This window comes from Mycolicibacterium obuense (assembly GCF_055397605.1).
On record NZ_AP043663.1, the window covers coordinates 51,886 to 77,369 of the forward strand.

31 protein-coding genes are annotated in these 25,484 nt (G+C 66.4%); 16 read left to right on the plus strand and 15 right to left on the minus strand.

Features of this window, described 5'->3' with window-relative positions; translation table 11 throughout:
• The first annotated feature begins 225 nt into the window (after window positions 1-225).
• Window positions 226-471 carry a hypothetical protein gene (locus ACZ50N_RS00240; protein ID WP_464474291.1) on the plus strand — a complete coding sequence of 82 codons (246 nt, stop codon included), beginning with the start codon at window positions 226-228 and terminating at the stop codon, window positions 469-471.
• 39 nt (window positions 472-510) lie between these two features.
• The gene (locus ACZ50N_RS00245) at window positions 511-822 is read left to right on the plus strand and encodes a VOC family protein (protein WP_464474292.1); all 312 of its coding nucleotides are present in this window, start codon (window positions 511-513) and stop codon (window positions 820-822) included.
• Between the two features lie 85 nt (window positions 823-907).
• Here ACZ50N_RS00245 and ACZ50N_RS00250 read toward each other — a convergent pair whose 3' ends face one another.
• Window positions 908-2,143: an IS256 family transposase gene (locus tag ACZ50N_RS00250; protein ID WP_464473616.1), complete on the minus strand. Its 1,236-nt coding sequence runs from the start codon at window positions 2,141-2,143 to the stop codon at window positions 908-910.
• Between the two features lie 202 nt (window positions 2,144-2,345).
• On the opposite strand from ACZ50N_RS00250, the gene ACZ50N_RS00255 reads away from it, so the two are divergent.
• The 4 genes from ACZ50N_RS00255 to ACZ50N_RS00270 all read left to right on the plus strand — a co-directional run bounded on the left by ACZ50N_RS00255 (window position 2,346) and on the right by ACZ50N_RS00270 (window position 6,703).
• Entirely contained in the window at window positions 2,346-3,005 is a 660-nt protein-coding gene (locus tag ACZ50N_RS00255; protein ID WP_464474293.1) for a DUF6308 family protein, read from the plus strand.
• A 401-nt stretch (window positions 3,006-3,406) separates the two neighbouring features.
• Window positions 3,407-3,592: a hypothetical protein gene (locus tag ACZ50N_RS00260; RefSeq protein WP_024445149.1), complete on the plus strand. Its 186-nt coding sequence runs from the start codon at window positions 3,407-3,409 to the stop codon at window positions 3,590-3,592.
• Window positions 3,593-3,889: 297 nt separating this feature from the next.
• Window positions 3,890-4,921, plus strand: a complete 1,032-nt coding sequence (locus ACZ50N_RS00265) for a hypothetical protein (protein WP_464474294.1) — start codon at window positions 3,890-3,892, stop codon at window positions 4,919-4,921.
• A gap of 3 nt (window positions 4,922-4,924) precedes the next feature.
• Entirely contained in the window at window positions 4,925-6,703 is a 1,779-nt protein-coding gene (locus ACZ50N_RS00270) for a hypothetical protein (RefSeq protein ID WP_464474295.1), read from the plus strand.
• A gap of 401 nt (window positions 6,704-7,104) precedes the next feature.
• Here ACZ50N_RS00270 and ACZ50N_RS00275 read toward each other — a convergent pair whose 3' ends face one another.
• A complete protein-coding gene (locus ACZ50N_RS00275; protein ID WP_464474296.1) occupies window positions 7,105-10,248 on the minus strand; it encodes a PGRS repeat-containing protein in 3,144 nt (1,047 codons plus the stop codon).
• Window positions 10,249-10,504: 256 nt separating this feature from the next.
• Window positions 10,505-11,122: a DJ-1/PfpI family protein gene (locus ACZ50N_RS00280; RefSeq protein ID WP_464474297.1), complete on the minus strand. Its 618-nt coding sequence runs from the start codon at window positions 11,120-11,122 to the stop codon at window positions 10,505-10,507.
• A gap of 85 nt (window positions 11,123-11,207) precedes the next feature.
• On the opposite strand from ACZ50N_RS00280, the gene ACZ50N_RS00285 reads away from it, so the two are divergent.
• Complete coding sequence (locus ACZ50N_RS00285; RefSeq protein WP_464474298.1) at window positions 11,208-12,545, plus strand: aminotransferase-like domain-containing protein; 1,338 nt, start codon at window positions 11,208-11,210, stop codon at window positions 12,543-12,545.
• 18 nt (window positions 12,546-12,563) lie between these two features.
• Here ACZ50N_RS00285 and ACZ50N_RS00290 read toward each other — a convergent pair whose 3' ends face one another.
• From ACZ50N_RS00290 to ACZ50N_RS00300, 3 genes are all read right to left on the minus strand, one after another.
• Window positions 12,564-13,208 (minus strand): GNAT family N-acetyltransferase, encoded by a 645-nt coding sequence (locus ACZ50N_RS00290; RefSeq protein ID WP_464474299.1) that lies wholly within the window; start codon window positions 13,206-13,208, stop codon window positions 12,564-12,566.
• A 108-nt stretch (window positions 13,209-13,316) separates the two neighbouring features.
• A complete protein-coding gene (locus ACZ50N_RS00295; protein WP_464474300.1) occupies window positions 13,317-13,652 on the minus strand; it encodes a winged helix DNA-binding protein in 336 nt (111 codons plus the stop codon).
• A gap of 155 nt (window positions 13,653-13,807) precedes the next feature.
• Window positions 13,808-14,539 carry an Lrp/AsnC family transcriptional regulator gene (locus ACZ50N_RS00300; RefSeq protein ID WP_236694375.1) on the minus strand — a complete coding sequence of 244 codons (732 nt, stop codon included), beginning with the start codon at window positions 14,537-14,539 and terminating at the stop codon, window positions 13,808-13,810.
• On the opposite strand from ACZ50N_RS00300, the gene ACZ50N_RS00305 reads away from it, so the two are divergent.
• From ACZ50N_RS00305 to ACZ50N_RS00330, 6 genes are all read left to right on the plus strand, one after another.
• Complete coding sequence (locus tag ACZ50N_RS00305) at window positions 14,480-14,806, plus strand: rhodanese-like domain-containing protein (RefSeq protein WP_236694376.1); 327 nt, start codon at window positions 14,480-14,482, stop codon at window positions 14,804-14,806. The genes ACZ50N_RS00300 and ACZ50N_RS00305 overlap by 60 nt on opposite strands.
• 82 nt (window positions 14,807-14,888) lie before the next feature.
• Complete coding sequence (locus ACZ50N_RS00310) at window positions 14,889-15,635, plus strand: dienelactone hydrolase family protein (protein WP_464474301.1); 747 nt, start codon at window positions 14,889-14,891, stop codon at window positions 15,633-15,635.
• Window positions 15,636-15,728: 93 nt separating this feature from the next.
• The gene (locus ACZ50N_RS00315; RefSeq protein ID WP_110798022.1) at window positions 15,729-16,109 is read left to right on the plus strand and encodes a helix-turn-helix transcriptional regulator; all 381 of its coding nucleotides are present in this window, start codon (window positions 15,729-15,731) and stop codon (window positions 16,107-16,109) included.
• 5 nt (window positions 16,110-16,114) lie between these two features.
• Window positions 16,115-16,525 (plus strand): VOC family protein, encoded by a 411-nt coding sequence (locus tag ACZ50N_RS00320; protein WP_073684545.1) that lies wholly within the window; start codon window positions 16,115-16,117, stop codon window positions 16,523-16,525.
• A 2-nt stretch (window positions 16,526-16,527) separates the two neighbouring features.
• Entirely contained in the window at window positions 16,528-16,893 is a 366-nt protein-coding gene (locus ACZ50N_RS00325) for a DUF1801 domain-containing protein (RefSeq protein WP_073684544.1), read from the plus strand.
• Window positions 16,894-16,915: 22 nt separating this feature from the next.
• The gene (locus tag ACZ50N_RS00330) at window positions 16,916-17,875 is read left to right on the plus strand and encodes a dipeptidase (protein ID WP_464474302.1); all 960 of its coding nucleotides are present in this window, start codon (window positions 16,916-16,918) and stop codon (window positions 17,873-17,875) included.
• 42 nt (window positions 17,876-17,917) lie between these two features.
• Here ACZ50N_RS00330 and ACZ50N_RS00335 read toward each other — a convergent pair whose 3' ends face one another.
• Window positions 17,918-18,292, minus strand: a complete 375-nt coding sequence (locus ACZ50N_RS00335) for a hypothetical protein (RefSeq protein ID WP_131705554.1) — start codon at window positions 18,290-18,292, stop codon at window positions 17,918-17,920.
• A gap of 97 nt (window positions 18,293-18,389) precedes the next feature.
• The gene (locus tag ACZ50N_RS00340) at window positions 18,390-19,457 is read right to left on the minus strand and encodes a GGDEF domain-containing protein (RefSeq protein ID WP_046364628.1); all 1,068 of its coding nucleotides are present in this window, start codon (window positions 19,455-19,457) and stop codon (window positions 18,390-18,392) included.
• 517 nt (window positions 19,458-19,974) lie between these two features.
• On the opposite strand from ACZ50N_RS00340, the gene ACZ50N_RS00345 reads away from it, so the two are divergent.
• On the plus strand, window positions 19,975-20,604 hold the full coding sequence (locus ACZ50N_RS00345; protein WP_110798018.1) for a pyridoxamine 5'-phosphate oxidase family protein: 630 nt from the start codon (window positions 19,975-19,977) through the stop codon (window positions 20,602-20,604).
• Window positions 20,605-20,608: 4 nt separating this feature from the next.
• Window positions 20,609-20,878: a YdeI/OmpD-associated family protein gene (locus ACZ50N_RS00350; protein ID WP_046364630.1), complete on the plus strand. Its 270-nt coding sequence runs from the start codon at window positions 20,609-20,611 to the stop codon at window positions 20,876-20,878.
• On the opposite strand, the gene ACZ50N_RS00355 is transcribed toward ACZ50N_RS00350, so the two are convergent.
• From ACZ50N_RS00355 to ACZ50N_RS00365, 3 genes are all read right to left on the minus strand, one after another.
• Window positions 20,875-21,294: a ChaB family protein gene (locus ACZ50N_RS00355; RefSeq protein ID WP_464474303.1), complete on the minus strand. Its 420-nt coding sequence runs from the start codon at window positions 21,292-21,294 to the stop codon at window positions 20,875-20,877. The two genes, ACZ50N_RS00350 and ACZ50N_RS00355, sit on opposite strands and share 4 nt — an antisense overlap.
• Before the next feature lie 332 nt (window positions 21,295-21,626).
• Window positions 21,627-22,325 carry a cutinase family protein gene (locus ACZ50N_RS00360; protein ID WP_046364632.1) on the minus strand — a complete coding sequence of 233 codons (699 nt, stop codon included), beginning with the start codon at window positions 22,323-22,325 and terminating at the stop codon, window positions 21,627-21,629.
• Window positions 22,326-22,447: 122 nt separating this feature from the next.
• Complete coding sequence (locus tag ACZ50N_RS00365) at window positions 22,448-22,654, minus strand: DUF3072 domain-containing protein (RefSeq protein WP_046364633.1); 207 nt, start codon at window positions 22,652-22,654, stop codon at window positions 22,448-22,450.
• Between the two features lie 192 nt (window positions 22,655-22,846).
• On the opposite strand from ACZ50N_RS00365, the gene ACZ50N_RS00370 reads away from it, so the two are divergent.
• The gene (locus ACZ50N_RS00370) at window positions 22,847-23,344 is read left to right on the plus strand and encodes a pyridoxamine 5'-phosphate oxidase family protein (protein ID WP_046364648.1); all 498 of its coding nucleotides are present in this window, start codon (window positions 22,847-22,849) and stop codon (window positions 23,342-23,344) included.
• A 3-nt stretch (window positions 23,345-23,347) separates the two neighbouring features.
• Here the strand turns inward: ACZ50N_RS00370 and ACZ50N_RS00375 are convergent, their stop codons facing one another.
• From ACZ50N_RS00375 to ACZ50N_RS00390, 4 genes are read right to left on the minus strand one after another with little or no spacing between them, the layout of a single operon-like run.
• A complete protein-coding gene (locus tag ACZ50N_RS00375) occupies window positions 23,348-23,680 on the minus strand; it encodes a GNAT family N-acetyltransferase (protein ID WP_073684535.1) in 333 nt (110 codons plus the stop codon).
• The gene (locus ACZ50N_RS00380; protein ID WP_464474304.1) at window positions 23,677-23,979 is read right to left on the minus strand and encodes a GNAT family N-acetyltransferase; all 303 of its coding nucleotides are present in this window, start codon (window positions 23,977-23,979) and stop codon (window positions 23,677-23,679) included. The genes ACZ50N_RS00375 and ACZ50N_RS00380 overlap by 4 nt, the downstream gene beginning before the upstream one ends.
• A 7-nt stretch (window positions 23,980-23,986) precedes the next feature.
• Window positions 23,987-24,961 (minus strand): pirin family protein, encoded by a 975-nt coding sequence (locus ACZ50N_RS00385; protein WP_464474305.1) that lies wholly within the window; start codon window positions 24,959-24,961, stop codon window positions 23,987-23,989.
• Entirely contained in the window at window positions 24,958-25,401 is a 444-nt protein-coding gene (locus ACZ50N_RS00390; protein ID WP_046364637.1) for an EVE domain-containing protein, read from the minus strand. The genes ACZ50N_RS00385 and ACZ50N_RS00390 overlap by 4 nt, the downstream gene beginning before the upstream one ends.
• Between the last annotated feature and the right edge of the window lie 83 nt (window positions 25,402-25,484).

Here is a 25,484-nt window from a genome sequence, read left to right on the forward strand (position 1 = left end):
CCGAAGAAGGTGGTCGTGTCGGACGAGGCCCTTCGGAACGCTGGCCGCCGAGCCACGAAAGCCTCGGCCAAGCTGGCAGGCAGGGTAGTTCCGGCTGACCATCGTCGTAGTGCAGCAGTCAAGGCATATCTCGCAAGGCAGCAACCGCGGCAAAGCTGAGCTCGGAGGTCTGTCGGTCCTGGCCGGTACGGTGCCCGATGCGGTCACTGGGGAAAGGGGGCGCCGATGCGGGATGACTGGAGCGCCGCACGACGGTTGGTGTCGGCATTTCATTGCGGTGCTGTGGACAACTTCGTCGCCGTCGTCGACGAGATAGACACTGCTGGACGGTGGAAAGCGGTGGCGCTGGCACTAGTGGGCGAGGTGGCTGCGATCGCCAACCATGTACGCGGATCAGCAGCCCAAGATTTCCTGGACCAGCGATTGGCAGCTGCTCGATCGCGATCGGCAGACAGGGGAACCCTGAAGTGAATCCCCGTTGCTATCGGATCGAGTGGTTCAGCATCGCCCGTGGCCGTTGATCTTCGTAAACTGACGCTGTTCGTCAGCGACGTCGATGCGGCCGCACGATTCTACGAAGCGATCGGATTGGCGTTGTACTGCCTCGAGGAGCCGGAACAGCCACGCCATTACGACGGCGAACTGGGGCTGCAGCTGTGGCCGGCGACTGCGCGGCGCCCGGTGAGCCAGTTGCAACTAGGCTTCGTGGTCGAGGATATTTCGGCCACCGTTACGCGGCTGGACGCCGTCGGAGCGCCGTGGACCTGCGACCTGCCGAACTTCGTGCGCACCTCGGACCCGAGGGCAACAAAATCACCATGACGCAGCGCCGATGAGGAAAAGACCCGTCGGTCAAGTCCCGGGACGTGGTGTACGACGTCGTCGTGTGATTCTTCGAGGTGATGGTTCAGGCGGTCAGGGCCGCTGGCACGTCCTCCTGTTCGGTCGGTGAGTTCTGGGCGGCTCGGGATTTGCTCAGGACGTCCAGGCCGAGGTAGCGACGGGACTCGGCCCATTCGTCGTGTTGTTCGGCCAGCACGGCGCCGACGAGGCGGATCAGCGCGTTGCGGTCGGGGAAGATGCCCACGACGTCGGTGCGCCGGCGGATTTCCTTGTTGAGTCGCTCCTGGGGGTTGTTCGACCAGATTTGGCGCCAGATCGCCTTGGGGAACGCGGTGAATGCGAGCAGGTCCGGGCGGGCAGCTTCGAGGTGGTCGGCGACTTTCGGGAGCTTGTCGGACAGCGCGTCGATGATCCGATCATATTGTGCGGCAACCGATTCAGTGTCGGGTTGGTCGAACACCGAGTGCAGCAAGGTACGCACCCACGGCCACGACGACTTCGGGGTCAGCGCCATCAGGTTGGTCGTGTAATGGGTTCGGCAGCGCTGCCAGGCAGCTCCGGGCAGGGTGGCGCCGATCGCGGCCACCAGCCCGGCGTGAGCGTCGGAGGTGACCAGCTTGACCCCGGAGAGGCCGCGAGCGGTCAGCGATCGCCAGAACGTGAGCCAGCCGGCGCCGTCTTCGGCGGTGCTGACGTCGATGCCCAATATTTCGCGGTGGCCCTCGTTGTTGACCCCGACGGCGATCAGCGCGTGCACGTTGACGACGCGGCCGCCTTCGCGGACCTTCAGGACCAGGGCGTCGGCGGCGACGAACGTGTACGGGCCGGCGTCCAGTGGTCGGGTGCGGAACGCCTCGACCGCGGTGTCGAGTTCCTTGGCCATCACCGAGACCTGCGACTTCGACAGGCTGGTGATGCCGAGGGTTTCGACGAGCTTGTCCATTCGCCGGGTGGACACCCCGAGCAGGTAGCAGGTCGCCACGACCGTGGTCAGGGCCCGCTCGGCGCGCTTGCGGCGTTCCAGCAGCCACTCCGGGAAGTAGGAACCCTGCCGCAGCTTGGGGATCGCGAGGTCCATTGTGCCTGTGCGGGTGTCGAATTGGCGGTGCCGGTATCCGTTGCGGGAGTTCGTGCGGTCGGTGCTGCGTTCGCCGTATCCGGCGCCGCACAGGGCGTCGGCTTCGGCGCCCATCAGGGTGTGGATGAACGTGGCGAGCAGCTCGCGCAGGACGTCGGGGTGGGTGGTGGTGAGTCGTTCGGCCAGCACGGTGGGCAGGTCGATATTGTGGGCAGTGGTCATCGCGTGTGTTCCTTCTTTGCTCGAGTGACTTTGGTCGGTCCCTCGAAGAATCACGCGATGACCTTCAATCACTCGGCTACGACACGCCGGTACCGCTGATCAGGTCCGACTCGTACACCACTCTGCTGGACGCAACCGACCCGTCAGTGTCGGCCCGCCGTGGTTACCTACCACCGGAGCGTTGTCTGTGGGGAGAACCAGAATGGCAGAGTTCGAATACACGCAGTGGCGTCATCGGTGGCCCGAAGTTGTGGTGCAGCGCCGTACCGACGACGCCGTCGAACTGTTAACGCGTTACTACGCTGTCACTGCTGCCGGACGACCGGCCTATTCAGGGTCGCAGTTCGAGGCAATGGCCGCGCTGAACAGCGATCCCAATTCGATTGGACCCGCGGACTTCACCGCCGCCTCGATGCTCAGCGTGAACATCCCTGCCCAAGCGGCGATCCGCCTCCTGAGCCGCGACGCCAACGAGATCACCGCTCTGCTGCACCAAATCCCGGTGGACGTCGACATCATCACCATCGACCCCAACGACCTTGTGCCCGGTGGGCCTGCCAGCCTGCTGTGGCAATTGCTCCGCCGAGGCAACGACGGAATGGGCAGAACCCGAACCAGCAAGCTGATCGCAGCCAAACGTCCACGGCTTATACCCATCTGGGACAGCTTCGTCGAGCAGGCCACCGGACTGGACACCTCTGACTACTGGCGACAGTTCCAAGCGGTCCTCGCCGCCGACGATCGCGCGATATGGACCTGGTTGACTCAGATCCGCAGCGCTGTCCCGAATGTGCCTGCTGCGGTGTCGAATCTGCGGATCCTTGACGTGCTGCTGTGGATGACGGTCGATCAGCAGCGTTGATGATTGTGCGACGCTAACGGGAACTGAGGGGCTACGCGTCTAGGACAGGGCGGTTCTCCGCGGAAAACCGTTGGCGCGTGACCCTACTGACCATAGTGTGATGTACAACACATTATGGCGGCGGTGCTGGGATCTGATATCTCCGGGTCCCGCTTCTGCTGCGGCGGGCAGTGTTGCATTTCGTAACCGGCATCTTTCGACTCCGCTGCACGTCAGCCTGCTGCCGACATTACCTTTAGTGGAAACCTTTCCTGCAGAGGGAAATTGGCGGGTGCCGCTTTGAGTTCAGGATGCGCCGGATGCCCAGACACGCGCAGATGCTGGCTACCGCGATTATCGCAAGTACCGGTTTAGCTTCAGGCCGTGCCGGTGCTCTACCGGCAATCGAGCGGAGGCGGGCAATGGACAGACCACCCACCAGAGTGCGGGAGCGGGTCCGGGTCGAGTTGCGGCTGCCACCCCATGTGGCCCAGATGATCTACGACCGTGCGCAGCACTGGGATGTCTCGCTGTCCGAGGCCGGGTCACGTCTTATCCAGATCGGCCACGACGGCTGCGACAAGGACGCTATAGACCTGTGCCGCTAGATCGCGCCGCCGCCCGCGGTGCGCCCAGGATCCATCCAGAAGTCGCGAAGTGAGGAGGAGAAGCTTCCAGAAACTGTTGACGTAAGGCACTTTTCGTCGGAAACCCGTAAGAAACGGGAAAAGCCGGGCGGCAACCCGGCTCTCCGTCCGCCGCAAATTCGCGGCGACCTCGTTCCCTTGGAACCTTCACCAGATCCACTCAGGAGGAACTTTGTTCATTTCATCGTGTTCGCATGCGCATGTCAACGGCTTCGCCGGTGTGTCGCGGAGCGTGTGCTGATGGGCCGCCACGCCGCCATGGCGTCGGCCGCCGACGACCCGGAGCCAGCGAAGCCGGTGGCGCGGGCCAACCACGACCGGGCCGACAGCCAACGCCACGTACTCGCGCCGTTTCACCACGACGTCAACGAGGACCGCTATCGAGCGCTGGCGGGCCTCACCATCAGAGGCGTCGATCCGCGCTACCTGGTGCCCGCGCTGGAATCAGCCAAACGCCTGTGGTGCCGTCTGGGCGACTTCGCGCTGTCCACCGACCGCATCTCGGTGGCGCATCTGGCCCGCTATCTGGCGTTCGAGGCCGAACGGGTCGGCACCTTCGACTACCGAACAGCGTTGCGCCGAGCCAACGTCGACCGACATCTCATGGACATCGCCACCCGGAAGACCAACCGGTCCATGCGCACCATCAGGTGGATTCTCTATGACGCCGGCCGACTCGTGCACCCCCGGGAGTACCCGGAGGCACGTACCTTGCCGGCCCCACGCTGCAAAAGAATCGACGCGGCCGCACAGCAGGACATTCGTCACTGGTACGCCCTGGCTCCGACCCTGCCGAAGTGGCTCCGACGACGCCTCACTCTCCTACTCGATCTCTGCTACGGCGCCGGCGCGCGGCCGCCCGATTTCAAGGTCTTGAGGGGCACATCCATCACGAGCGAGACCATCGAGGGTCGACCCATCGCGATCGTGCGCTTGCAGAACACAGCTGGCGGGACACGGCTCGTTCCGGTAACCGATCCCGACATCTCCCGCCGGCTGCTGACCCTTGCCCAAAGCAAGGGATCTGACTACCTGTTACCGGCCGCGAAGGGAGAAGTGGAGCGCAACGCGACCAACCGCATCGGCGAGCAACTCCGCGCCCGCGGTCACGGCAGCATCAGCGCGGCCGCGCTGCGTAACCGCTGGATCCTCGACCTGGCCGACCGCGTCCCAGCAGCACTTCTGCTGCAACTCGCCGACGTGGTCGACGTTCAGGTCCTCGCCGATCAACGTACCCAACTCCCCATCTACAGCATCCATCGCGCGATCGCCCTCATGACGGAAGGCTGAACCATGATCACGGACTTCGAAAGCTCATACCGACTGTCAGACAACCTCTTTCGTGAAGCCAAGGTCATCATCGAGCGATCACTAGCGGCGGAGATGATCGACGATTTCTTTGCCCAACATCGCGGTGCCGGCGGACAGGACTGCACCGGAATCCGCTACACCATCTCTGCCGTGCTCGTCGCAGCCCTGGGACTGTTGATGCTGGGGCGAACCCCGACCTACAAGGCCATCCAACAGGCCATCGGCGACCTCACCGCGCGACAACTCGCCGAAGTCGGCATGGGAGGGCAAGACACCTCCCGCATCTTCGCCGACCGCGCCGAGCAACGCCGCGAGCGGACACGCTTCGTCGCCTGGCTCAACCGCCGCCTCGCACCACTGGATCCCAGCCCCGACCAACCAGCACGACGAATCACCAACGCCGAACACCGCCGCATCATCGCCCACCGCAGCACCGAACAACTCGCAGCGAGCGGAGAAGCCACCGAACGCCTGCGAACGGTCATAAATCGCATCGTCTTCGGGTCCATCGTCGATCCGCAGCCACCCGAGGCCGTCGGTGACATCGTGGCCGACGAGACGATCTTCGACCTCGCCGGCCCCTCAGCTGGGCTGGGGATAAAACCCGACAAACAGCGCGGAGCCGCATACTTCGGCAGTTACTACTCCCGAGACAAGCACTCCACCACCGTGCATCAAGATGCCAGCGGCGGCGGAAAGCGGGGCTTCGGCGTCGGACTGACCGCCGTTATACGCGTTGGACCACCGGAGCAGCTGCACGCGTTCGCCCCCGTCATCATCGGGATCGACGTCCATCCACCCACCTCCGGGAGCACCGAAGGACTCGACGGGGCGATCACTCACGCCAAACGCAATGGCCTCGACACGCGGCGCGCGGGACGGGCACGCCTACCCCGCCTTACCGTCGACATGGGCTACAACCCCAAAGACGGTTTCGCACGCCTCATGCTCGACCACCAGTACGCCGCCGTCGTGCGGTACCCACAGCACTGGACGCTCACCGATACCGCGGCCAATCCACCCGGCGCCACCGCAGACGTCCCGCCGGGACCCATCCAGTTCGCCGGCTCGTTCTACTGCCCGGCCGCAGTCGACCTACTTGCCCAACACCACATGCCCAAAACCCGCGACCTGCTGGCCGACAACGGGTGGGAGGCGCACGACCGCCGCCTGGCCAGTGTCCTGCCCTTCCTGATGGGCCTGAACTCCCGGCCGCGACTGAGCCAACCACGTGGACGCCCACCCCTGGGAGTCGAACCACGACTCGACGTGAAGGCGGAGCTGGTCTGCCCTGCCGTGCAACTGCGCGTCCAATGCCCACTCAAACCGGCCTCGTTGACACGTGCCGCCTTTGGCGCCCCCACGGCAGCGCCGACCTGGCAAGCAGGCGACCGGCAAAGCTGCGCCCAGTCGATCGTCACCGTCACTCTCACACCCAGTCAGCTCAAGAAGGCCCAATGGGGACCGGTCGGCGCCAGCTGGGAGCACACGCTGTACTTCGAGGCAGCGCGCGCTCGAACCGAGCAGACCTTCAGCATCCTTAAGTCGGCCCACGTCACCAAGCTCGTCGACCTCAAATGGGGCCCCCGACGCGAACCCATGGTCAAGCTCCTGATGGCGCTCGCCGTGGCCAGCACGAATCACCGCATCCAGAAGACCTACCGGTCACGCCAGGCTCGCGAAGAATCCATAGACGTCCGCCGACGCCAGCTCCGCGACCACCTCGGACACGAACCTGCCAAGACACCGCCCCTGACCTGACGAGACGCAACCAGCAGCGGGCCGCGCGAACAACGCGCCGGCCCGCTTCGGCATGTCCGATGAGCCAGATAAATCCCGGCCAAAAATTACCTGTCAAGGGAAGGTCGCCGGCAGCGCTGTCTCCCGCGGCAGATCCGCGACCCTGCATCGGCGCCGAACCCACACAAGAAGCCGCACCATGGCCTCGTCAACCCGCACCGCGGGGTCATCCAGTTCGCGCTGCGTGTGCCGAATAAATCGCTGGAGATTCCACATAAAACCGCTGGAACCGATTTCGCAAAGGGCGCTCTGAACAGTCGAAACGTACCCCACACACTTGAGCGGTCGACGAGCCGCTCGACAAAGGTCACGGACTCATACGAGTTCGTGACCTTTGTCGTTGCGGCGGCCAGACGGAGTGCTCAGCCGTCGGAGCCGGACGACCCGTTCGCGGAGGCACCGGTTCCGCCGGCGCCACCGGTACCGCCCGGAGATCCGCCGTTGCCGCCGTTTCCGCCGGTAGTTGAGCCGGAGCCACCGATCCGAGTCGCATTCCCACCGGTACCGCCGTCGCCACCGCGCGCGCCGTTGCCGCCGTCGCCGCCGTGACCTCCGGTGGCATCGCCGTCCACACCGTAGTTGGGAAGGCCGATCTGAGCCCGGCCGCCATCTCCGCCACGGCCACCGGTGCCGGTCTGCGACGAGCCACCGGTGCCGCCGGCCCCAGCGTTGCTCACACCCGGGCTGCTGCTTCGCAACGTGTTGCCGCCGGTGCCACCGGCGCCACCATCGCCGGAACTAGAAGAACCACCGGCACCCCCAGAACCGCCGGTGACATTCCCGATCGGGCCGCCGCCGGCGAAGCCACCGTTGCCGCCACTGCCGCCGTTGCCCGACTGAGAGGACCCGCCGGCACCGCCGGTGCCGCCGGTGGAACTGTTCAGGGTTTCAGCCGATCCGTTCAGACCACCGCCGTTGCCGCCGTTGCCACCGTTGCCGGTGGTGCCCGTCCCGCCGTTGCCGCCGGCACCACCGATACCCGCGCCAGGCCCGAAGCTGAAGGAGAGACCCCCGTTACCGCCGTCGCCGCCGGCGGCTCCGCTGCCCCCGTCACCTCCGGCGCCGCCACTTCCGGCGACAGTGCTGTTGTAGGAGGCGCCGTTACCGCCTCTGCCGCCATTGCCGTCTGCACCGCCAACCGCGCCGGCACCGCCGGTACCACCGTCTCCGCCGTCGCCACCGTTGCCCGCCGCCCCGTTGGGGACCTCTATTCCGCGGAACGCCGTACCGCCGTTGCCGCCGTTGCCGCCACTGCCGGCGTCGCCGCCGTTGCCGCGGACGGACCCGGCTGTGCCGTTGACGCCGTTGACGCCGTTGCCCGGCCCGCCGTCGCCGGATCCGGCCTCGCCCCCTTGGCCGGCAGCGCCCACGGCGCCGCCGTTACCGCCATTGCCTCCGCGCTGCCCGGCCTCGCCGTCACCACCCGGTGCTCCCTCAGCGGTTCCGTTGGCGCCGACTGCGCCGTTCGCGCCGTCGACGCCGTCGCCGCCATTGCCACCGTTGCTTCCGTTGCCGCCATCGCCTCCGCTGCCGGACCTGCCGGTGGCACCGGTGCTGGAACCGGAGCCGCCACGTCCGGCATCGCCGCCTCGGCCACCCGCACCGCCGGCACCACCGTCTTGTCCCTGCTGTCCGGACTCGCCCGCGGCGACGCCGTCGGCACCATTGCCTCCGGCGACTCCATTACCTCCATTGCCTCCGCGGCCGCCATTCCCGCCGTCGCCGCCGGCGCCCTGGGATCCCGCAGTTCCGATCGCTCCGGCGCTACCGCCTGTGCCACCGGTGCCCGCCGCACCCGCGGTGCCTGCCGCGCCGCCCGTGCCACCGTCGCCGCCGGCCCCACCGCTCTGCCCGGCCTCGCCTGCCTGACCGGATCGCTCCGTGAGCGATTGATCGGGTCCGTCGCCGAATCCGTCAGCCCCGACGCTGCCGGCTGCGCCATCGGCGCCGTCTCCTCCGTCACCACCGCGTGCGCCGTCACCCCCCGCGCCGCCATCCCCGTTCATACCGACGGCGCCGATCTGCCCACCGGTCCCGGTGTCTGCCAAACCACCTGCGGCACCGGCATTTCCGCCGCGCCCGCCCGATCCGCCTGCGCCGCCTGCGACTCCGCCCGCACCCGCAGCTCCGGCCGTGGTGGCATCCGCACCGGCTGAGCCGGCCGCGCCGTCGCCACCCGCACCGCCGGTGGCGCCATTCCCACCGGCACCGCCATCGCCACGCTCACCGGCGGTACCGCCCCCGCCGGCACCGGCGAGGCCGCCGGCTCCACCGCGTCCGCCGGCACCACCGTTGCCACCGTCCTGGCCGTCGCCGCCCGCTGCGCCGGGAGCGGTCGCGTTTAGGCCGGAAGCGCCGGCTGTGCCGTTACCGCCACGCCCACCGACTCCGCCGTTCCCGCCGCTGCCACCGGCTCCCTGGGCGGCGTCAGTTCCGGCCGAACCGATCAGTCCACCGGTGCCTCCAGTGCCTGCCGCGCCGCCCTTACCCGCCTGACCGCCGGCTCCGCCGTCGCCGCCACGGCCACCGTCCTGACCTTGACCGCCTACGCCGCCCGACCGTTCGCCGACCGCCCCGGTAGCAGCGCCGTCAGACCCGTTGCCGCCGCCGAGTCCGTCCGCGCCGTCACCGCCTGCGCCGCCGACCGCACCGTTGCCGCCCGCGCCGCCCGAACCGTTCACACCGGCCGAACCAGCTTTACCGAAGAGCCCCCGCTTACCGGCCTTGCCGGCGTTGCCTCCAGCGCCGCCGTTGCCGCCACTGCCTCCGGCTTGTCCGCCTTGGCCGGCGGCACCTGCCGCGGTCGCATCATCGCCGGCGGCTCCGGCCCGTCCGTCGCCACCGGTGCCTCCGGATCCACCCGCGCCACCGGTGCCGCCGGTACCGAAGAGGCCACCCGCTCCGCCTGCGCCACCGCGCCCACCGGTCGATCCGGTTCCACCGGTACCGCCGGCCACCAGAGCGTCGGCGCCCCGCATCCCGATACCGCCTGCTCCGCCGGTGCCGCCCGTGCCGAAGAAGGTCCCGCCCCGGCCACCGTCACCACCGGCCTGTCCGATACCTCCGGCACCTCCGGCACCGCCGTTGCCGATGAACCCCGCATTGCCGCCCGCGCCGCCGTTGGCTCCCTGTCCTCCGTTGCCGAGCAGCAGCCCGCCATTACCGCCGTTGCAGGCCGCGCCCGCGCAGTCCGCAGCCGCATCCACGCCGTCGCCGATCAGCCAGCCTCCCGGGCCGACCATCGGTCGCAGGGCGCGGTTCGGCGCGGCAGCCAGAAGTGAGGTCGGTGACGGCACCGCTGCGGAGTGCTTGGCTCCACTGGCCTGGTCGACCTGCCACCAGAGCTCCTCTTCGTCGACGGGGGACAGCGGCAACTCGTTAGAGGCGAGGATGACGTCGGCCGACACCGCACCCATGTGAGGGTTGAGCGGCGATGCAACGCCAGCAACACCGAACACCCACAGGCCCGCTCCGACCAGAGCGGCGCCTCCGAAACCTGAACCCATCAGATGGAGTACACGGGAATCGGACTTTCGACGGTGTTCAGCCACAGCGCAACGCCTTTCAGAGACAGGGATCGGTCAACCGTGAACGCTGACCGCGATCACGCTTCCCCGCACGACGCAGCAGAACGAATCGATCGACTGGAGAGCAAATTTGCCAGCGCACTCGTCAGTCACAGTAAAGGCTGCAACAGCCGAATGGTCGCAAACGCGTAGAAGTTGTTTGTGACGCGTCTCGTGCTGATCAGCAGGGCGCTGATCAGCAGGGCACCCCGGCGGGGAGGTACGCCGAGATGTTGCGCCAGGCCCGCTCGACGTACTCCTCCTTCTCGCCGACCGGAGCGACGTAGTGAAGTGCTGCGACAGCGGCGTCCTTCCCGCGCATCCTCGCGATGACCCAGGCCGCGAGATACTGCGAGGCAAGACAGCCACCAGCGGTGGCGATGTTTCCGCTGGCGAAGAACGGCTGATTCAGTACGTCGATGCCCGCTGCGATGACCCACGGCTTCGTCGTCAGATCGGTGCACGCCGGCACGTCGCTCAGGAGGCCGAGCTTGGCCAGCACGAGCGCTCCCGAGCACTGCGCAGCGATGAGTTGGCGCTGGGGATCGAGCTCTTTCAGCACACCCATGATGGCGGGGTCCTCGACGACCTCGCGGGTCGCGATACCGCTACCGACGATGACGGCGTCGGCCCCGACTGCCTCGTGCAGGCTCGACATCTGTTCGATGACGACGCCGTTCATCGACCTCACCCTCGGTGCCGGGGTGGCGATGGTGACCCGCCAGTCGTCGTCGGCGATCCGGTTGAGCAGGCCCAGGGCGATCAGTGAGTCCAGCTCGTTGTAGCCCTCGAACGTCAGGATGGCGATGTGCATACCGGGGTCCTCTCCGCGTGTGGTGATGTCACCGTAGAACCGCGGTGCATGACGACCAAGAAATTGTCCTGCATACACTGTGGTGGTGCCCACCGCCCGGTACAAGTCCGTCGTCGACGTCTTCGCCGCCGACATCCGATCTGGAAAGCTCTACGCCGGAACGCGATTGCCAACTCACCGTCAGCTCGCAGCCGACAGTGGCATCGCGGTGGTCACCGCCTCCCGCGTGTACGCCGAGCTCGAGGCCATGGGTCTGGTCAGCTGTGAACGGGGCCGGGGCACATTCGTGCGCGATGTCGCCCTTCCTCCCGGTCACGGTGTCGATCAGCGGGTCGTTGCCCCTGACGCCGTCGACCTGAACTTCAACTATCCGGCGCTGCCGGGGCAGGCGGACTTGCTACGCCAGGCGTTGCGTGAACTGGCCGGAGCTGGAGATCTGGATTCGCTCTTGCGTTACCAGCCCCATGGAGGCCGGGAACGCGACAGAGCCGCGGTCGCCACCCACCTGTTGGATCGAGGTCTCGACGTCACTCCCGATTGCGTGGCACTGGTCAACGGCGCCCAACACGGCCTCACCGTCACCGCGATGGCGCTGCTGAGACCAGGGGACGTTGTCGCGGTCGACGCATTGACCTATCCCGGCTTCAAGGTGCTGGCCGAAGCGCTACACCTCGAATTACACCCGCTGCCAACGACATCGACCGGTCCGGATCTCGATGCACTGGCCACGCTGTGCAACCGCCGGGCCGTGCGCGCGATCTACTGCATGCCCACACTGCACAATCCTCTCGGCTGGGTCATGGACCGTGGTGCCCGGCGTCAGCTGATCGCGATCGCGCGGCGACACGGGCTGCTGGTGATCGAAGACGCCTCTTATGCCTACCTCGACGAAAATCCGCCGCCCCCGCTGGCGGCCTTCGCCCCCGACGTCACGGTGTACGTCTCCGGGTTGTCCAAGAACGTCGCCACTGGAATTCGCGTCGGCTTCGTCGTCACTTCGCTTTCGCGGATGACCGCCATCGAACGGACCATCCGCGCGACGACGTGGAACACGCCGGCGATCACCACCGCGATCGCCTCGCGGTGGCTGCAGGACGGCACTGTCACGCGACTCGAAACGCAGAAGCGACGCGATGCCGCCGCCAGACAGGCAATCGCCAAAAAAGTACTTGCGCCCCTCCGCCACATTGCCCATCGCTCTTCCTATTTCAGCTGGGTACCGCTGCCGCCCGGTGCTCGGGCTGACCGGATCGCCACGGCCCTGGAGCACGCCGGTGTTTCCGTCAGTACCGCGGAACCCTTCAGCACGACAACCGATACGCCGCAGGCGTTGCGCCTGGCCTTGGGTTCCACCAGTCTGGATTCCCTCCCGGGTGCACTCACCACCGTGCGGCGACTGATCGAGGCTGACATCTGCCGCTGACGCGAGCGATCCCGGACACTAGGGCAGACCAAGTAAAGTCCGGACCGCTTCAATGCCACGGAGGCTGATGTCATCTCGCCGGACGATGAGCCAGCGCTCGCGGCTCATCGCGAAATGGAGCAGCAGGTCAGTGCAGTCTCTTCGGGTGTGTTGGGACGAGCCATTCTGCACGTACGGAAGTGAACGGGTGACCGCGAGCGATGCGGCGTTGTCATGCCACGCCTTGGTGGTGGCCTGCTCGGCGCCGAATCCGTCGAAGATGAGGTGCAGCGCTGCCTGCCGCATCTCGTGCCCTAGACCGAGACGCTGGTAACGGATTCCGATCCATGACCCGGTCTCGGCACTGCGGTGCTGGCTGAACCCGTCGGTCGATATCGAGCAGACTCCCACGAGTGTCCCGTCGACATCGGCAGCCAAATTCAGGTCCCAGTGTTCCGCGCTTGTCTCCGACCGATTCCGCCAGAAATATCGCAGTGTGTTCTGTTCGAGCTCAGGTGGCGCGACGTCGGTCCAGGGCGTGGTGAAGGGCATGGTCGCAGGGTCATGAACTCCACGAGCGGCGAGCTGTGCGAGCCCGGCAGCCAACTCGTCGGTCACATAGCGCAGCCGCAGCCGCGGGGTCCTCACTGCCAGCCCGGCAAGCGGCCAGATCGACTCATCCATCAGGTCATGGGAGCACGGCAGGCTGCCATCGGTCGATTGATTTGACGATCGACAGCCGTTGCCGAGGACCGGGGCACACCACTGGCATAGTCCGGCGTCAAGTACCCATCACCAGTGCCACGCGTCGCCTCCGACGTTGGTGATGGTTCGCTGCAACACCTCGATCGTGGTGGCGTACTCGCGGTCGGAGATCCCCTGGCGCCGTTCGTCGTTCAGCTGCCGCTGGACCTCGGCAGCAGCGTGAAAACGGTCCGCGCCATCGTCGGTCAGGCGAACTCGGCTGCCCGCGCGATCGATCCACCCTTTGCCGACGCCGGCCGCGATCGCGTCGACGATGCTCTCGTCGGACTCGTTCGAGCCCACGATGGCGATGATCTCGTTCTCTTCCATACCGCTCGGGTGCATCGACAGTTGATGTAGCACCCACCACTCTGGCTGGGTCACAGCGAGTTCTGCCAATCTCCCGCGAGTGCGTGCACGGATGGCCTCTCCTGCGCGTACGGTCCAGAACCCCAATGGTTGTAGCGCGGCGGGCTGCATCTCTGGTCTCATGCCCACACGCTAGAAACTCAACCACCATTGAGGTCAAGGGTGAGTGCTCAGTTCGGTGGCAACAACGGTCTGGGCGGAAGTGGCGAGGAATAGACCACGCTGGTCGTGACGCTGCCGAGTGCGCCGATCCGACCGCTGATCTGCTCGAGGTGCTTCATGTTGGTGGCGACGACCTTCATGATGAAGCAGTCGTCTCCGGTGACGTGGTGCGCCTCAGTGACCTCGGGGAGGTCGGCGAGGAGCCGATGCAGCGGACCGTAGCTGCTGCTGGGGTAGCGCAGTCGAAGAAACGCCAGGATCGTGAATCCGAGTCGTTCGGGATCGACGTGGGCCCCGTATCCGCTGATCACACCGGATTCCTCCAGTCGGCGGACGCGTTCGGCGGCGGCGCTGTGGCTCATGTTGATGTGTCTGGCCAGCTCAGCGATGCTCTGTCTTCCGTTGGCCTGCAACGCTTTCAGAATGGCTGTATCGACCCTGTCGGGTTCGAAAGGGATAATCGCGGCCACATAGCGAGACTGCCACAAAAATGGCGCCGAAGCCGCCGAGATGCAGTGAAATCGGCCTGTTCGTGGCCCACGGCCGCCAATAGCCTTTGGTCCATGACACCAACGGACGCCTCGACTGACCTCCGCATCGCTCATTTCGCCGGCAAGCTCGCGTTCGAAACGGATGCCTCGGATGTCCATGCCGACCAGATACGCGGCGCCGGTGTCGTCGTGGTCGATTCCCGCGGTGAGCACGCGTGGGTCCAGGGTCGGGCCGTCGGAGCCGTTCACATGCCGACGGGAGAGATCGCCGCCCGAGCACCAGGCGAGATCCCGAGGGAGGTGCCGGTTGTGACGTACTGCTGGGGGCCGGGCTGCAACGGCGCCACGCGTGCTGCGCTGGAATTCGCGAGGCTGGGTTATCACGTCAGAGAGATGATCGGCGGGTTCGAGTACTGGGCCCGAGAAGGCTATCCCGTCGAGAACGACCACGGCCCCGTCGTCCGCGCCATAGACCCGCTGACAGCACCCGTGGACGCGATAACGTGCGAATGCTGAAGCCACCCCGGTCGTGAACCGCAATTTGTGCCCAGGGCGAAAGTCGATGCAGGCCGCATCGGCCGGTTCCTAGGGTGAGTTCATGACCGCCGCAGGAGATGTCACGTACGTCGTCGACGGGATGACGATGGTCGGCTACCTGGCCCGGCCCGATGGCGCGGGCCCGTGGCCCGCCGTGCTGATCGGTCACGACGGGGTCGGTCTCGACGGGTATCAGCGTTCGCGCGCCGATATCCTCGCCGAGCACGGCTACGTCGCCTTCGCCATGGACTACCACGGTGGGCAGACGTACTTCGGGCGGCCAGAGGCCATGCTGGCCCGAGTGATGCCGTTGTTGGACGACCCGGGGCGCATGCTCGCAATCGGGAAGAAGGCGATCGACGTGCTTTTGGCGGCACCCGATGTCGACCACAAGCGGCTCGCTGCGCTCGGATTCGGTGCAGGCGGCCGGATCGTCCTCGAACTTGCCCGTGCCGGAGCGCCTTTCGCCGCGCTCGCGGCAATTCACCCCGGTCTGCCGCGGGATGCGCACCCCGAGGACTGGGCTGGCGTCGGTGGAACAGTGTTGTTGTGCACCGGCTCCGAGGATCCCATCTGCACACCCGCGCAGCTCCTCACCTTCGGTACCGCGTTGCAGAGCGCCGGGGTGGATTGGCGCGTCACCGTCCTCGGCGGTGCCCAACACGCCTTCTGGGCTGTCGAGGCCTCACCCGAGGGTGACGCCGGCGGTCCGATGGCGACCGTTCCCGGGGTGGGCTACCACGCCGTGCAGTCGCGACGAGCGTGGCAGGCAGTGCTGGAATTGCTCCGTGACGCTATGCCGTCCTAGGGACACGGTGGCAGGCTGGGCAGAGTGAGCACCGAGTCCGCGGACGCAGGACATCTCGCCGAGCTGAGGCTGCTCCGCCGTGTGCGCGACAGGATGGATCGTGAGTACGCGCAACCGCTCGACGTCGAAAGCCTCGCCCGAGGCGTCAACATGTCGGCCGGCCATCTCAGCCGCCGCTTCAAGGCCGCCTACGGAGAATCGCCCTATGCGTATTTGATGACGAGGCGCATCGAGCGGGCCATGGCCCTGCTGCGGCGCGGCGATCTCAGCGTCACCGAGGTGTGCTTCGCCGTCGGCTGCTCGTCGCTGGGAACGTTCAGCACGCGCTTCACCGAGCTGGTCGGGATGTCACCGAGCGCCTACCGAGCCCGCACGGCGGACACTGCCGCCGGGTTGCCCTCCTGCATGGAGAAGAACGTGACCAGACCGATCAGGAATCGAGAAGCACCGGCGGCATCACTGGATCTAGCGTGACAGCCATGGATTTGACCATTCACACCACGTTTCTGCCCCACGAGGATCCGGAGGCCTCGCTCGCCTTCTACCGCGATGTCCTGGGATTCGAGGTCCGTCTCGACGTCGGCGGCGGCACGATGCGGTGGATCACGGTGGGTCCGCCCGATCAGCCCGAGACGTCCATCGTCCTGCACCCGCCCGCAGCCGACCCGGGCGCCACCGACGACGAGCGCCGCGTGATCGCCGAGATGATGGCCAAGGGCACCTACTCGATCATCGTGCTGGCCACCAAGGATCTGGACCGCACCTTCGAACGGCTCCAGGCCAGTGACGTCGACATCGTCCAGGAGCCGATCGAGCAGCCCTACGGTGTCCGCGACTGTGCCCTGCGTGATCCGGCGGGCACGATGATCCGCATCCAGGAGGTGCGTTAGTCATGACCGATTCACCGTCCGACAAGATCGACGCGAGGATCGATGAGCTGGGAGATTGGCGTGGTGACACTCTCGCACTCGTTCGTACGCTCATCAAGAAGGCCGTCCCGGACGTAACCGAAGAATGGAAGTGGCGCGGTGTCCCGACGTGGTACCACGACGGAATGATCTGCACCGGCGAGACATACAAGGACAAAGTGAAGGTCACCTTCGCCAAGGGCGCCTCACTCGATGACCCGGCGGGTCTGTTCAACTCGAGTCTGGGTGGCAACACCCGGCGAGCCATTGACATCGCTGAAGGCGACAACCTCGACGAGGACGCTTTCGTGGCTCTGATTCGCGCCGCGGTGGCGCTCAACGCGCAGTGACGATCGGGGAGCGTCGGTAGTCGTGGCGCTGCTGTGGGATCAACACGCCTGTCTGCCGTTGAAGGTCGATGCGGATGTGGCTCCGCTGACACGCTTTCAGCGTCCCGGTGGCTCATTCGTCTCGGTCAACGTCGGCTATTCGCCGCAGTCGTTCGCCGACTCGGTCGCACTTCTGACGCACTTCCGGTCAGCCGTCGAGGACCATCCCGGTCTCGAATTGGTCGCCGGTGTCGACGATGTCGAGCGCATCACGGCCGCCGGCCGGATCGCGGTGGTGTTCGATCTGGAGGATTCGCATCCGCTTGATGACGACCTCGACAACCTCGCGACTCTGGCGGGTCTCGGCGTCCGAACCCTGCTCCCGACCTACAACCACGCCAACCGCGCGGGCAGTGGATGCCTGGACGTCCACGACGGCGGACTGACACCGTGGGGCGAGGCCATCGTCGCCGAGATGAATGCGGTGGGCATGGTCGCGGATGGATCGCACTGCAGCAGACGGACCGGTCTCGATCTGTGTCGGGTGTCGAACAAGCCGGTGGTGTACAGCCATTCGTGTATGGCTGCGGTGTGGGACCACCCGCGCAACATCACCGACGACCAAGCCCGGGCCTGCGCGGACACCGGCGGCGTCGTCGGGATCACCGGGGTGGGGATCTTTCTCGGGCCGAACACCCCGACGTTGGAGGCGATGCAACGCCATCTCGACCACGCCATAGATCTGGTCGGCATCGATCACGTCGGGGTCAGTAGCGATCATTCCTTCGATCACGCCGACTTCAATGACGAGATGTCCCGCAACCCAGAGTGTTTCGATGACAGTTACACTCGCTGGGGTCCGATCCAGTGGATGCCCCCCGAAACGTTCATCACGCTCGGGGAGCATCTCCACGGCCAGGGCTGGGCAGACCGCGACATCCAGGCTGTCCTCGGCGGGAACTTCCACCGCGTCGCCACGCAGGCGTGGACCGATACCCGCTGAAGAGTCTTATCTGTCACGGAATCGCGTCAGAACAGTGTGGCGTCACGCCCCCGTCGAGCCGACATAGGTATGCCACCAATGTGCATACGCTTGTGCTTGCTGCAAATCCTGGCGCAATTGCTTGCGCGCCGACGAATTGTGGCCGATGGCAATCCAGTTGAGGAGCAGCAGCGAAAGCGGACTCCACCACCCGACAAGGAGATTTTGGGTCTGCGCTGAGCGCAGAACGCTATCGCACTGTGCGTAGGTCGCACGCACCGTCCGTCTCTGCGTGAACCAGAAGATCAACGCGCCGATGTGCGTCATCGCCGTCACCTCGAAGATCGGCACCGCCGGGGGAGGAGGGTAATTCGCGTACGGGTTGGCGTGCGGACTCGACTGCGGGGAATGCCAGCTGGTCACCGGTTCGCCACCCATTCGCCCTCCTCCGCCGCGCTCCCACAAGCTTAGGAGGCCGAGGTACCTGGTCGGTGCACCGATTTTCGGGCCTGTGGGCAGTTCGTCGTCAGCGAGGTCAGATGACGGAGCCATGGTGGCGGCATTGGTTGCCCCCGTCGTGCTTGGCGTCGTACATGGCCTTGTCGGCGGCGGTGATGAGCTGATCCATCATCACGTCGAACGAGTCCTCGCTCACCAGGCTCACCTCCACCAGCGCGGTACCGATGCTCCCGGTGATCTCACAGGGCAGCCCTGCGATGGCTGCGCACACCTGCTCGTAGCGCAGGGCGGCGTCTTCGGATGCCACGATGTCGGCGAAGAGGAACTCCTCCCCGCCGCTGCGGGCGATGACGGTGCTGGACGTCGCGGTCGAGCGCAGCGCTTCGGCAACCGCGACCAGGGCCTGATCCCCCGCAGCGTGGCCGCGGGTGTCGTTGACCGCTTTGAACCGATCCAGGTCAAGCAACGCGGCGAGCAGGTAACCCTCATCGTCGCGGTGGTGCAGGATCCGGGTCTGCACCATGGTGCGGAATGCCCGACGGTTGAGCAGACCGGTCAGTGGGTCGAGGTCGGCGATCGCGAGATCGCCGCGCAGTGTTCGCACCAGGGTGTAGAAGGTCAGTCCGACACCGTAGCTGCACTGCAGGATCAAGAAGAGGTCGACCAACGCCATCGCCGGGCGCCCCTGGAGCGAGACCGCCACGGTCTGACTGATCGCCACGCCGGTGACCAGCAGCAAGACGCCCAGCACCACGCGGGGTGAGTGGAAGAACGCGGCGTAGCTGACGACCGTGGCGAAGGCGATACAGCCCAGCAGCGCAGCCAACGGGTCCGGATAGGCGAGGCAGGCAAGCGTGATCGATAAGGTGGTCGCGGCCACGTAGACCTGCGACCACTGGCGAGACGGCCAGCGCCACAGGAAGAGCACCGTGCCGAAGACCCCGCCTGCTACCGCCAGCCACATCATCGTTCGACCGATGGCGCTGTTGGGGTGCCCGGCGCCGAACAGCAGCGTCAGCACGCCGGCCGTCATCGCCGCCGTGGTGGCCGCCAGCCAGAACCGCGTCCGATCTTTCAGGCCGCGTGTCTCGAGGAAATCGGTGATCCAGTCGTAGTGCTCGACGGACCGCAGGAGCCGCTCCACGCCCCCTCGCTACGGCCGGTCCGGCGGGGTGCCGCCCCCGGCGGGAGGCCAGGGGGGAGGTTGCTGCGGCCACGGGCCGGGCGGCTGCTGCTGCGGCGGCCAGTATCCCGGCGGTGGCGGCGGTTGCTGCGGCAAATATGCCGGCGGGGGAGGTTGCTGCGGCCACTGGCCGGGCGGTGGCTGTTGGTAATACCCACCGGGGAAGGGCTGCTGTGGAGGGCGTGGGTATCTGGGTGCTCGAGACTTGCGAACGGCCCACACCACCAGCCAGACCACGCCACCCACGACAGCCAGTTGCGCGACCATATAACCCACCCACCGCCCCGGATGCTCCGCCGCGGCGAGCTCGAGCGCCAGGTAACTGGTCGACACAGGCGTGTTCCCCCTCAGTTCGCCCCCGCAAGACTGCGAGGGCGTGCCGCCCAGCATATGGCCGGAGTCTGCGGACGCGGACGGCAATTCATCTTCTGCAGAAATCTGTTGCTCCGCACGACGGGCACACGTTTGACTGACGGACGTGAGCAACGTGCTGAGTGACCTGACGCGCAAGCCCGACCGGGGTGGCGATCGGCACCTGGTCGACGCCGTGTTCGACGAATGCGTGGTCGCCACTGTCTCGACGGTCATCGACGGTCAGCCGTGGGTGATCCCGACGCTGGTGGTCCGCGACGGTGACCGCCTGCTGATCCACGGCTCGACGGGAGCGGGCGCGCTGCGCCATGCCGCTGCCGGTGCTCCGGTCGCTGTCAGTGCGTTCCTCCTCGACGGCATCGTCGTCGCTGAGCGTCAGTTCGACCACTCCGCGAACTACCGCTCGGCGGTGGTGCGCGGTACCTGCCGCGTCGTCGACAAGACCGAACGCTCAGCGGCGCTCGACGTCTTCACCGATGCGCTACTGCCGGGCCGTCCCACCGAGTGCCCGCCCCACTCCGCGAGTGAGGTGGCCGCCACGCTGGTGTTGGAATTGTCGATCGCCGAGGACAATTGGGTGGCCAAGCAGCGCAGCGGGCCGGCCGCAGAACCCGAGGGCGACGCGTGGACGGGCGTGATCCCGGTCAGACAGACGTACACGACTCCGGTATCGAACTCGCACCGGGACATCCCCGCCTCGGTTTCGGCCGTCGTCGCGCGGACCGGTTTACCCTGACGCCATGGCGGTCGGCGAGGTTCTCGGCGGTGTGGTGCATGAGCTGCCCGACGACTTGAAGGTGGCGCTGGAAGACAACCCGGTCGCGTTGAGCGCATGGAATGACATCACACCGCTGGCACGCAACGAATTCATCTGCTGGGTCACCGACGCGAAGCAGGCTGGGACGCGGGAACGGCGCATCCGGCGCACGCAGGAAGAGCTCGAGGAAGGTAAGCGCCGGCCCTGCTGCTGGCCAGGGTGCAAGCATCGCGAACGCACCGGGAAGCCCTAGGCGTCGCGGCGGCTCTCCCGCCGGTTCGCCTTCTTGATCTCCTCGACGAGTTCTTCCTTGCTCATCCTGGAGCGACCGGTGATGTCGAGCCGCTTCGCCAGGTCCGTGAGGTGCTTCTTGGTGGCGTTGGCGTTGACGCCTTCGGCGGTCTCCCCGGACGCGTTCGGGCCGCCGCTTTCTGCCCTTTCGTCGGACGGGCCGCGCTGATCCTTTTCCTCCCAATGGTCGCCGACCTTTTCGAAGCTGTGCTTGAGCGCGCTGTAGGCAGTCCGGTGGGCGCGTTCCCCTTCGCCGTACTCCTCGGCAGCCGCATCATGGGTTTTGGCGAAGGTGCGCTGAGCTTTGTCGTCGGACTTCTGCAGGGTGCTGGGTAGCTCGCTCCGTTTCGGCTCACCCGACTTGGTGGTCTTCGGCATGGTATCGGTCCTTCCTCGAAAAGTATTGTCGTGCAATGCTATTGGCCAGGCGAGCGCACGGTGCCGCCGTTTCGAGTCGATGTCGCTCGTCGACCAGCGGACCGATGCGGGTGCACCCCGGTTCGGTTACCCGAGTGTGGTGGATCGACACCCGCGTAAGCGAGACTTCTGCGGATGTCGGTCGGTGACGGGGGCCTGATGGCGGCACGCAAGGCATTGCTCAACCAGTGGATCGCGCCGTCGCTATCGACCGCACTCTTGAGAGGCGTTCTCTAGCAGAGCAATTGGATGCCGTGGCGATGAACTACGTCGGGTCGCGTTGCGGCCGCGAGTCAGCGCGTCGGTTGCGTTTCGGGGTGCTCGGCGACCTTGGTGGCCGCGAAGTCGGCCGCCTGGTTCACCAGGCCGTCGGAGATGTAGCGGGCGTGGGCGCCGATGTCGTTGCCGGCCGAGCAGACGAAGTCGTCCGGCACGCAGAGCTCGACGGTCTTGGGTTGATACATGGAGCCGATCTTGATGGTGGGTTGGTTGATGACGCCCATGAACCGGTCTGACGGGGTGCCGAGCAGTGCGACGGCGGCGATGTGGTCGGCGACGGTAGGCGGCATCACCGGCGGTACGTCCGCGGCGGTGACCCCGTCGGGGATCGCATCGGAGGTGACGAACCCCATGACCGCCGCGCCCTGTGAATATCCGCCCAGCACCATCGACGTCTTCGGGCACGCGTTGGCGGTGTTCTGGATCTGGGTGCTGGCGTCGACGACGCCCTGCAGTGCGGTGGGGAAGTCCGGACTCGCCGGATAGTTGACGGGATAGACGGCGACCGACTTCGGTGCGACACGCGATTTCAGGTCGTCTACGAAAGCGTCACCGACCGCCCCGAGTCCGGGGGGCTCCGTCGTCCCGCGCGCGAACAGCACCTGCACGTCCGGACACCCCGGCGGGGGCGGGGCAGGGGCGTCGGGTTGGGCGACTGCCGGAGCGGCGGTGGTCAGGAGCAGGCCCGCGGCGACCGCCGCGGCGAAGCGCATGCAGTGAACAGAGACCATCTAATAATCGTGTCACGAATATGTGCGCTTCGCCGACCTGAACCGCGGGTCGCAGCGGCGGGCGATGCGACCCGCTTGCTCTGTGGCCCTCTACTGAGTCGACCTCACGCACCGCGGCCGGTCTGCTGCTGAAGCTCGTCGATCATCTCTGAGGCCTGCGCTTTCGTGACGTCCTCGGGGACCTCGGTGTCCGCCTCCTGTGCGAGCGTGTGCAGATAGCTGCGTTGCGCCCCGGTCATGGGCTCGTCGCCCGTCACCCACTGCGACGGGTCCTTCTCGGGATTCTCCTGTGGCGCTTGGTTATCGGTCATGCACCGGGGAATGCCCGTCGCACAGGCGTTCGAAACCTGTGGATATGAGGCGGCCTCGCGGGCTGGTGCTGAACCCGCGAGGCCTTGGGACTACGGCCGCCCCGTAGCTACCCCGGGCGACGCGTACCACCGCAGCGCGATATCAAACGACCCAACGGTCGCCGGCGCAGGCCACCTGGAAGTATGCGAGTCGTGGGCAAGAACGAACGCGCGAAGATCGTCATGACCGACGATGAGATCACCGAGTTCATCGACCGGAGTCGCACGGCGACCCTGGCGACTGTGCTGCCGAGCGGGCGGCCGCATCTGGTGGCGATGTGGTACGCCGTGATCGACGGCGAGATCTGGTTCGAGACCAAAGCCAAGTCGCAGAAGGCGGTCAACATCCGTCGCGATCCGACCGTCACGGTGATGGTCGAGGACGGCCTGACCTACGACACGCTGCGGGGAGTGTCGATCGACGGCACGGCCGAGATCCACGACGACCCGGAAACGAATCTCCGGGTCGGGATCAGCGTCTGGGAGCGCTACACCGGGCCCTACACCGAGGACATGCGGCCCTTCGTCGATCAGATGATGAACAACCGCGTCAGTGTGCGGGTGGTGCCGTCGCGGTTGCGCAGCTGGGACCATCGCAAGCTCGGCATGGGTGCGATGCCGGTCTCGGGCAGCACCGCGCAGTATCTCTGAGGTTCAGCGACGCGAGAGGACCCGTTTCACGTCGATGGTGATCGGGTCCACGATGGCGTTGAACTCAGGGTTCTTCTCGACGAACCCGGCGACCATGGAGCAGACCGGCACGATGCGCAACCCCGCATCACGGGTGGACTCCAACGCCTCACGCACGAGAATGGTCGCCAGACCCCGCCCGGAGAACTCCTCGTCGACGACGGTGTGCGGGAAAATGCGCTGACCGTCGTGATCGATGAACTCCGTGAAGCCGGCCTGCTGTCCGTCGACGGAAATCGTGAACCGGTCCTGCTCCTCGGCGACCTCTGTGGGCGCACCCGTCTTGTCCGTCGTCACGAACGCTCTCCTGTCATATCGGCGAACTCGGGGTTCTTCTCGATGAATTCCGCGACCATCCAGCATTGCGGCACAACCCGCAGCCCCGCCGCGCGTGTGGCGGTCAGGGCTTCACGGACGAGGATGGTCGCCAACCCTCGGCCCTGATAGCTCGGATCCACTTCGGTGTGCGGGAAGACGCGCACGCCCTCACGGTCGTAGAAATCGGCCAGGCCGACCTGCTGTCCGTCGACGGAGATCGTGAAGCGGTCGGATTCGGCGACGACCTCGGTGGGCGCACCTGTTCTGTCCTGGGTCATGGGCTTTCTATACCCCAGGTTGGGGTCGGGGCTTCAAGGTGGCGTGCGGCAGTGGCGGCGCCGGCAGCCGGACGGTGTCGCCCTGGTAGCCGGTGACTGCCCCGAAGCGGGCATCGTGGTTCTGCCACTCCTCGCGGTAGCCGACGATCTCGTCATGGCTGCGCCCGACGAAGTTCCACCACATCAGCAGGTCTTCGGTGAACGGCACACCGCCGAGCAGCACGACCCGGGCCGGACCGTCGCCGCGGTTGAGCAGGTGCAGACTGTCGTGACCGGCGCCCTGGAACCCCATATCGGCGATCCCGAGCTCCGCACCGCACGCGTCCACGCTGCCCTGGTCGACGAGGACACCGTGCTCGAATGCGCCGTCGATGTCGAGCGCCACCCGCGTTCCAGGTGCCAGATCGAGCTGGGCACCGAGAAGCGGGGTGAAGGCGTGCACCGGCGACCGCTCGCCGTCGAGTTCACCGAGAAACACCCGCGCGGTGAGTCCGCCTCGGGTGCGGGGCTGCGGCACGTGATGGGCGAAATCGCGGGCGGTGTGTCGGTCGGAGTCCGGGAGTGCCACCCACAACTGCACACCGTGCAACACGGGGCTGCTGGCCATCGACACCTCGGAGTGGCAGATGCCCGCGCCGGCCGTCATCAGGTTCAGCTCTCCCGGGCGCACCATCGCGTGCACCCCATTGCTGTCCCGGTGTTCGATCAGTCCGCTGAACAACCAGCTCACCGTCTGCAGTCCGGTATGCGGATGCGGCGGCACATCCATGCCCCGTCCGCCCCGCAGATCGTGCGGACCGTAGTGGTCAGCGAAACACCATGCCCCGATCAGCGACCGCTCCCGCTGCGGCAGGGTCCGGCGGACCCGGATCGCGCGCGGCCCACCCAGCGGTACCTCGCGTGGGTGCAGCACGCCATCGAACGCTGCGAATGTCGAAGGGTCACAATCGAGTTCGACCGGGGAGGCATCCGTGTTGCTCACCCCTTCACCGTAGTCTCCTTCGGCAGGGGCGCGACCATCGCCGAACGGATGACCTCGAGGTCGTGGTCGTCGATGCGGAACACCCCGAACCGGAACTTGTAGCCCCACCGGGATTTGTCCTCGATGAAATCGAGATGCTCGATCAGGGGCCGGATGGGGACTTCGCTGCACACGAGGAAGTCGACGTTGCGCCGCCACGGCGTGAAGCCCTCCGCCATCTCGACCTGGTAGGGCTCGTCGTCAGCGACCTGACCGATGGCCGTGAACGCCTGCAGCGGCGGACCGTCGGGGTAGACCGTCCGGGGTGAATAGAAAATCAGCCAGTCGCCCCGGGCCATCTTGCGCAACATGTGCGGTTTGCCGTGGTTGGCCTGCGTGAAGCGTCCGCGGACCCCGCGCTCGACATGGTCACGGCTGACCGTGTTGATCCAGTTCGTCATACCGCCAACGTAGGGACACCCACCGACGGTCGATACCGGTTGTGCACAGGCCCTGTGGACAACTGGCTAGAGTCGGACGCCAT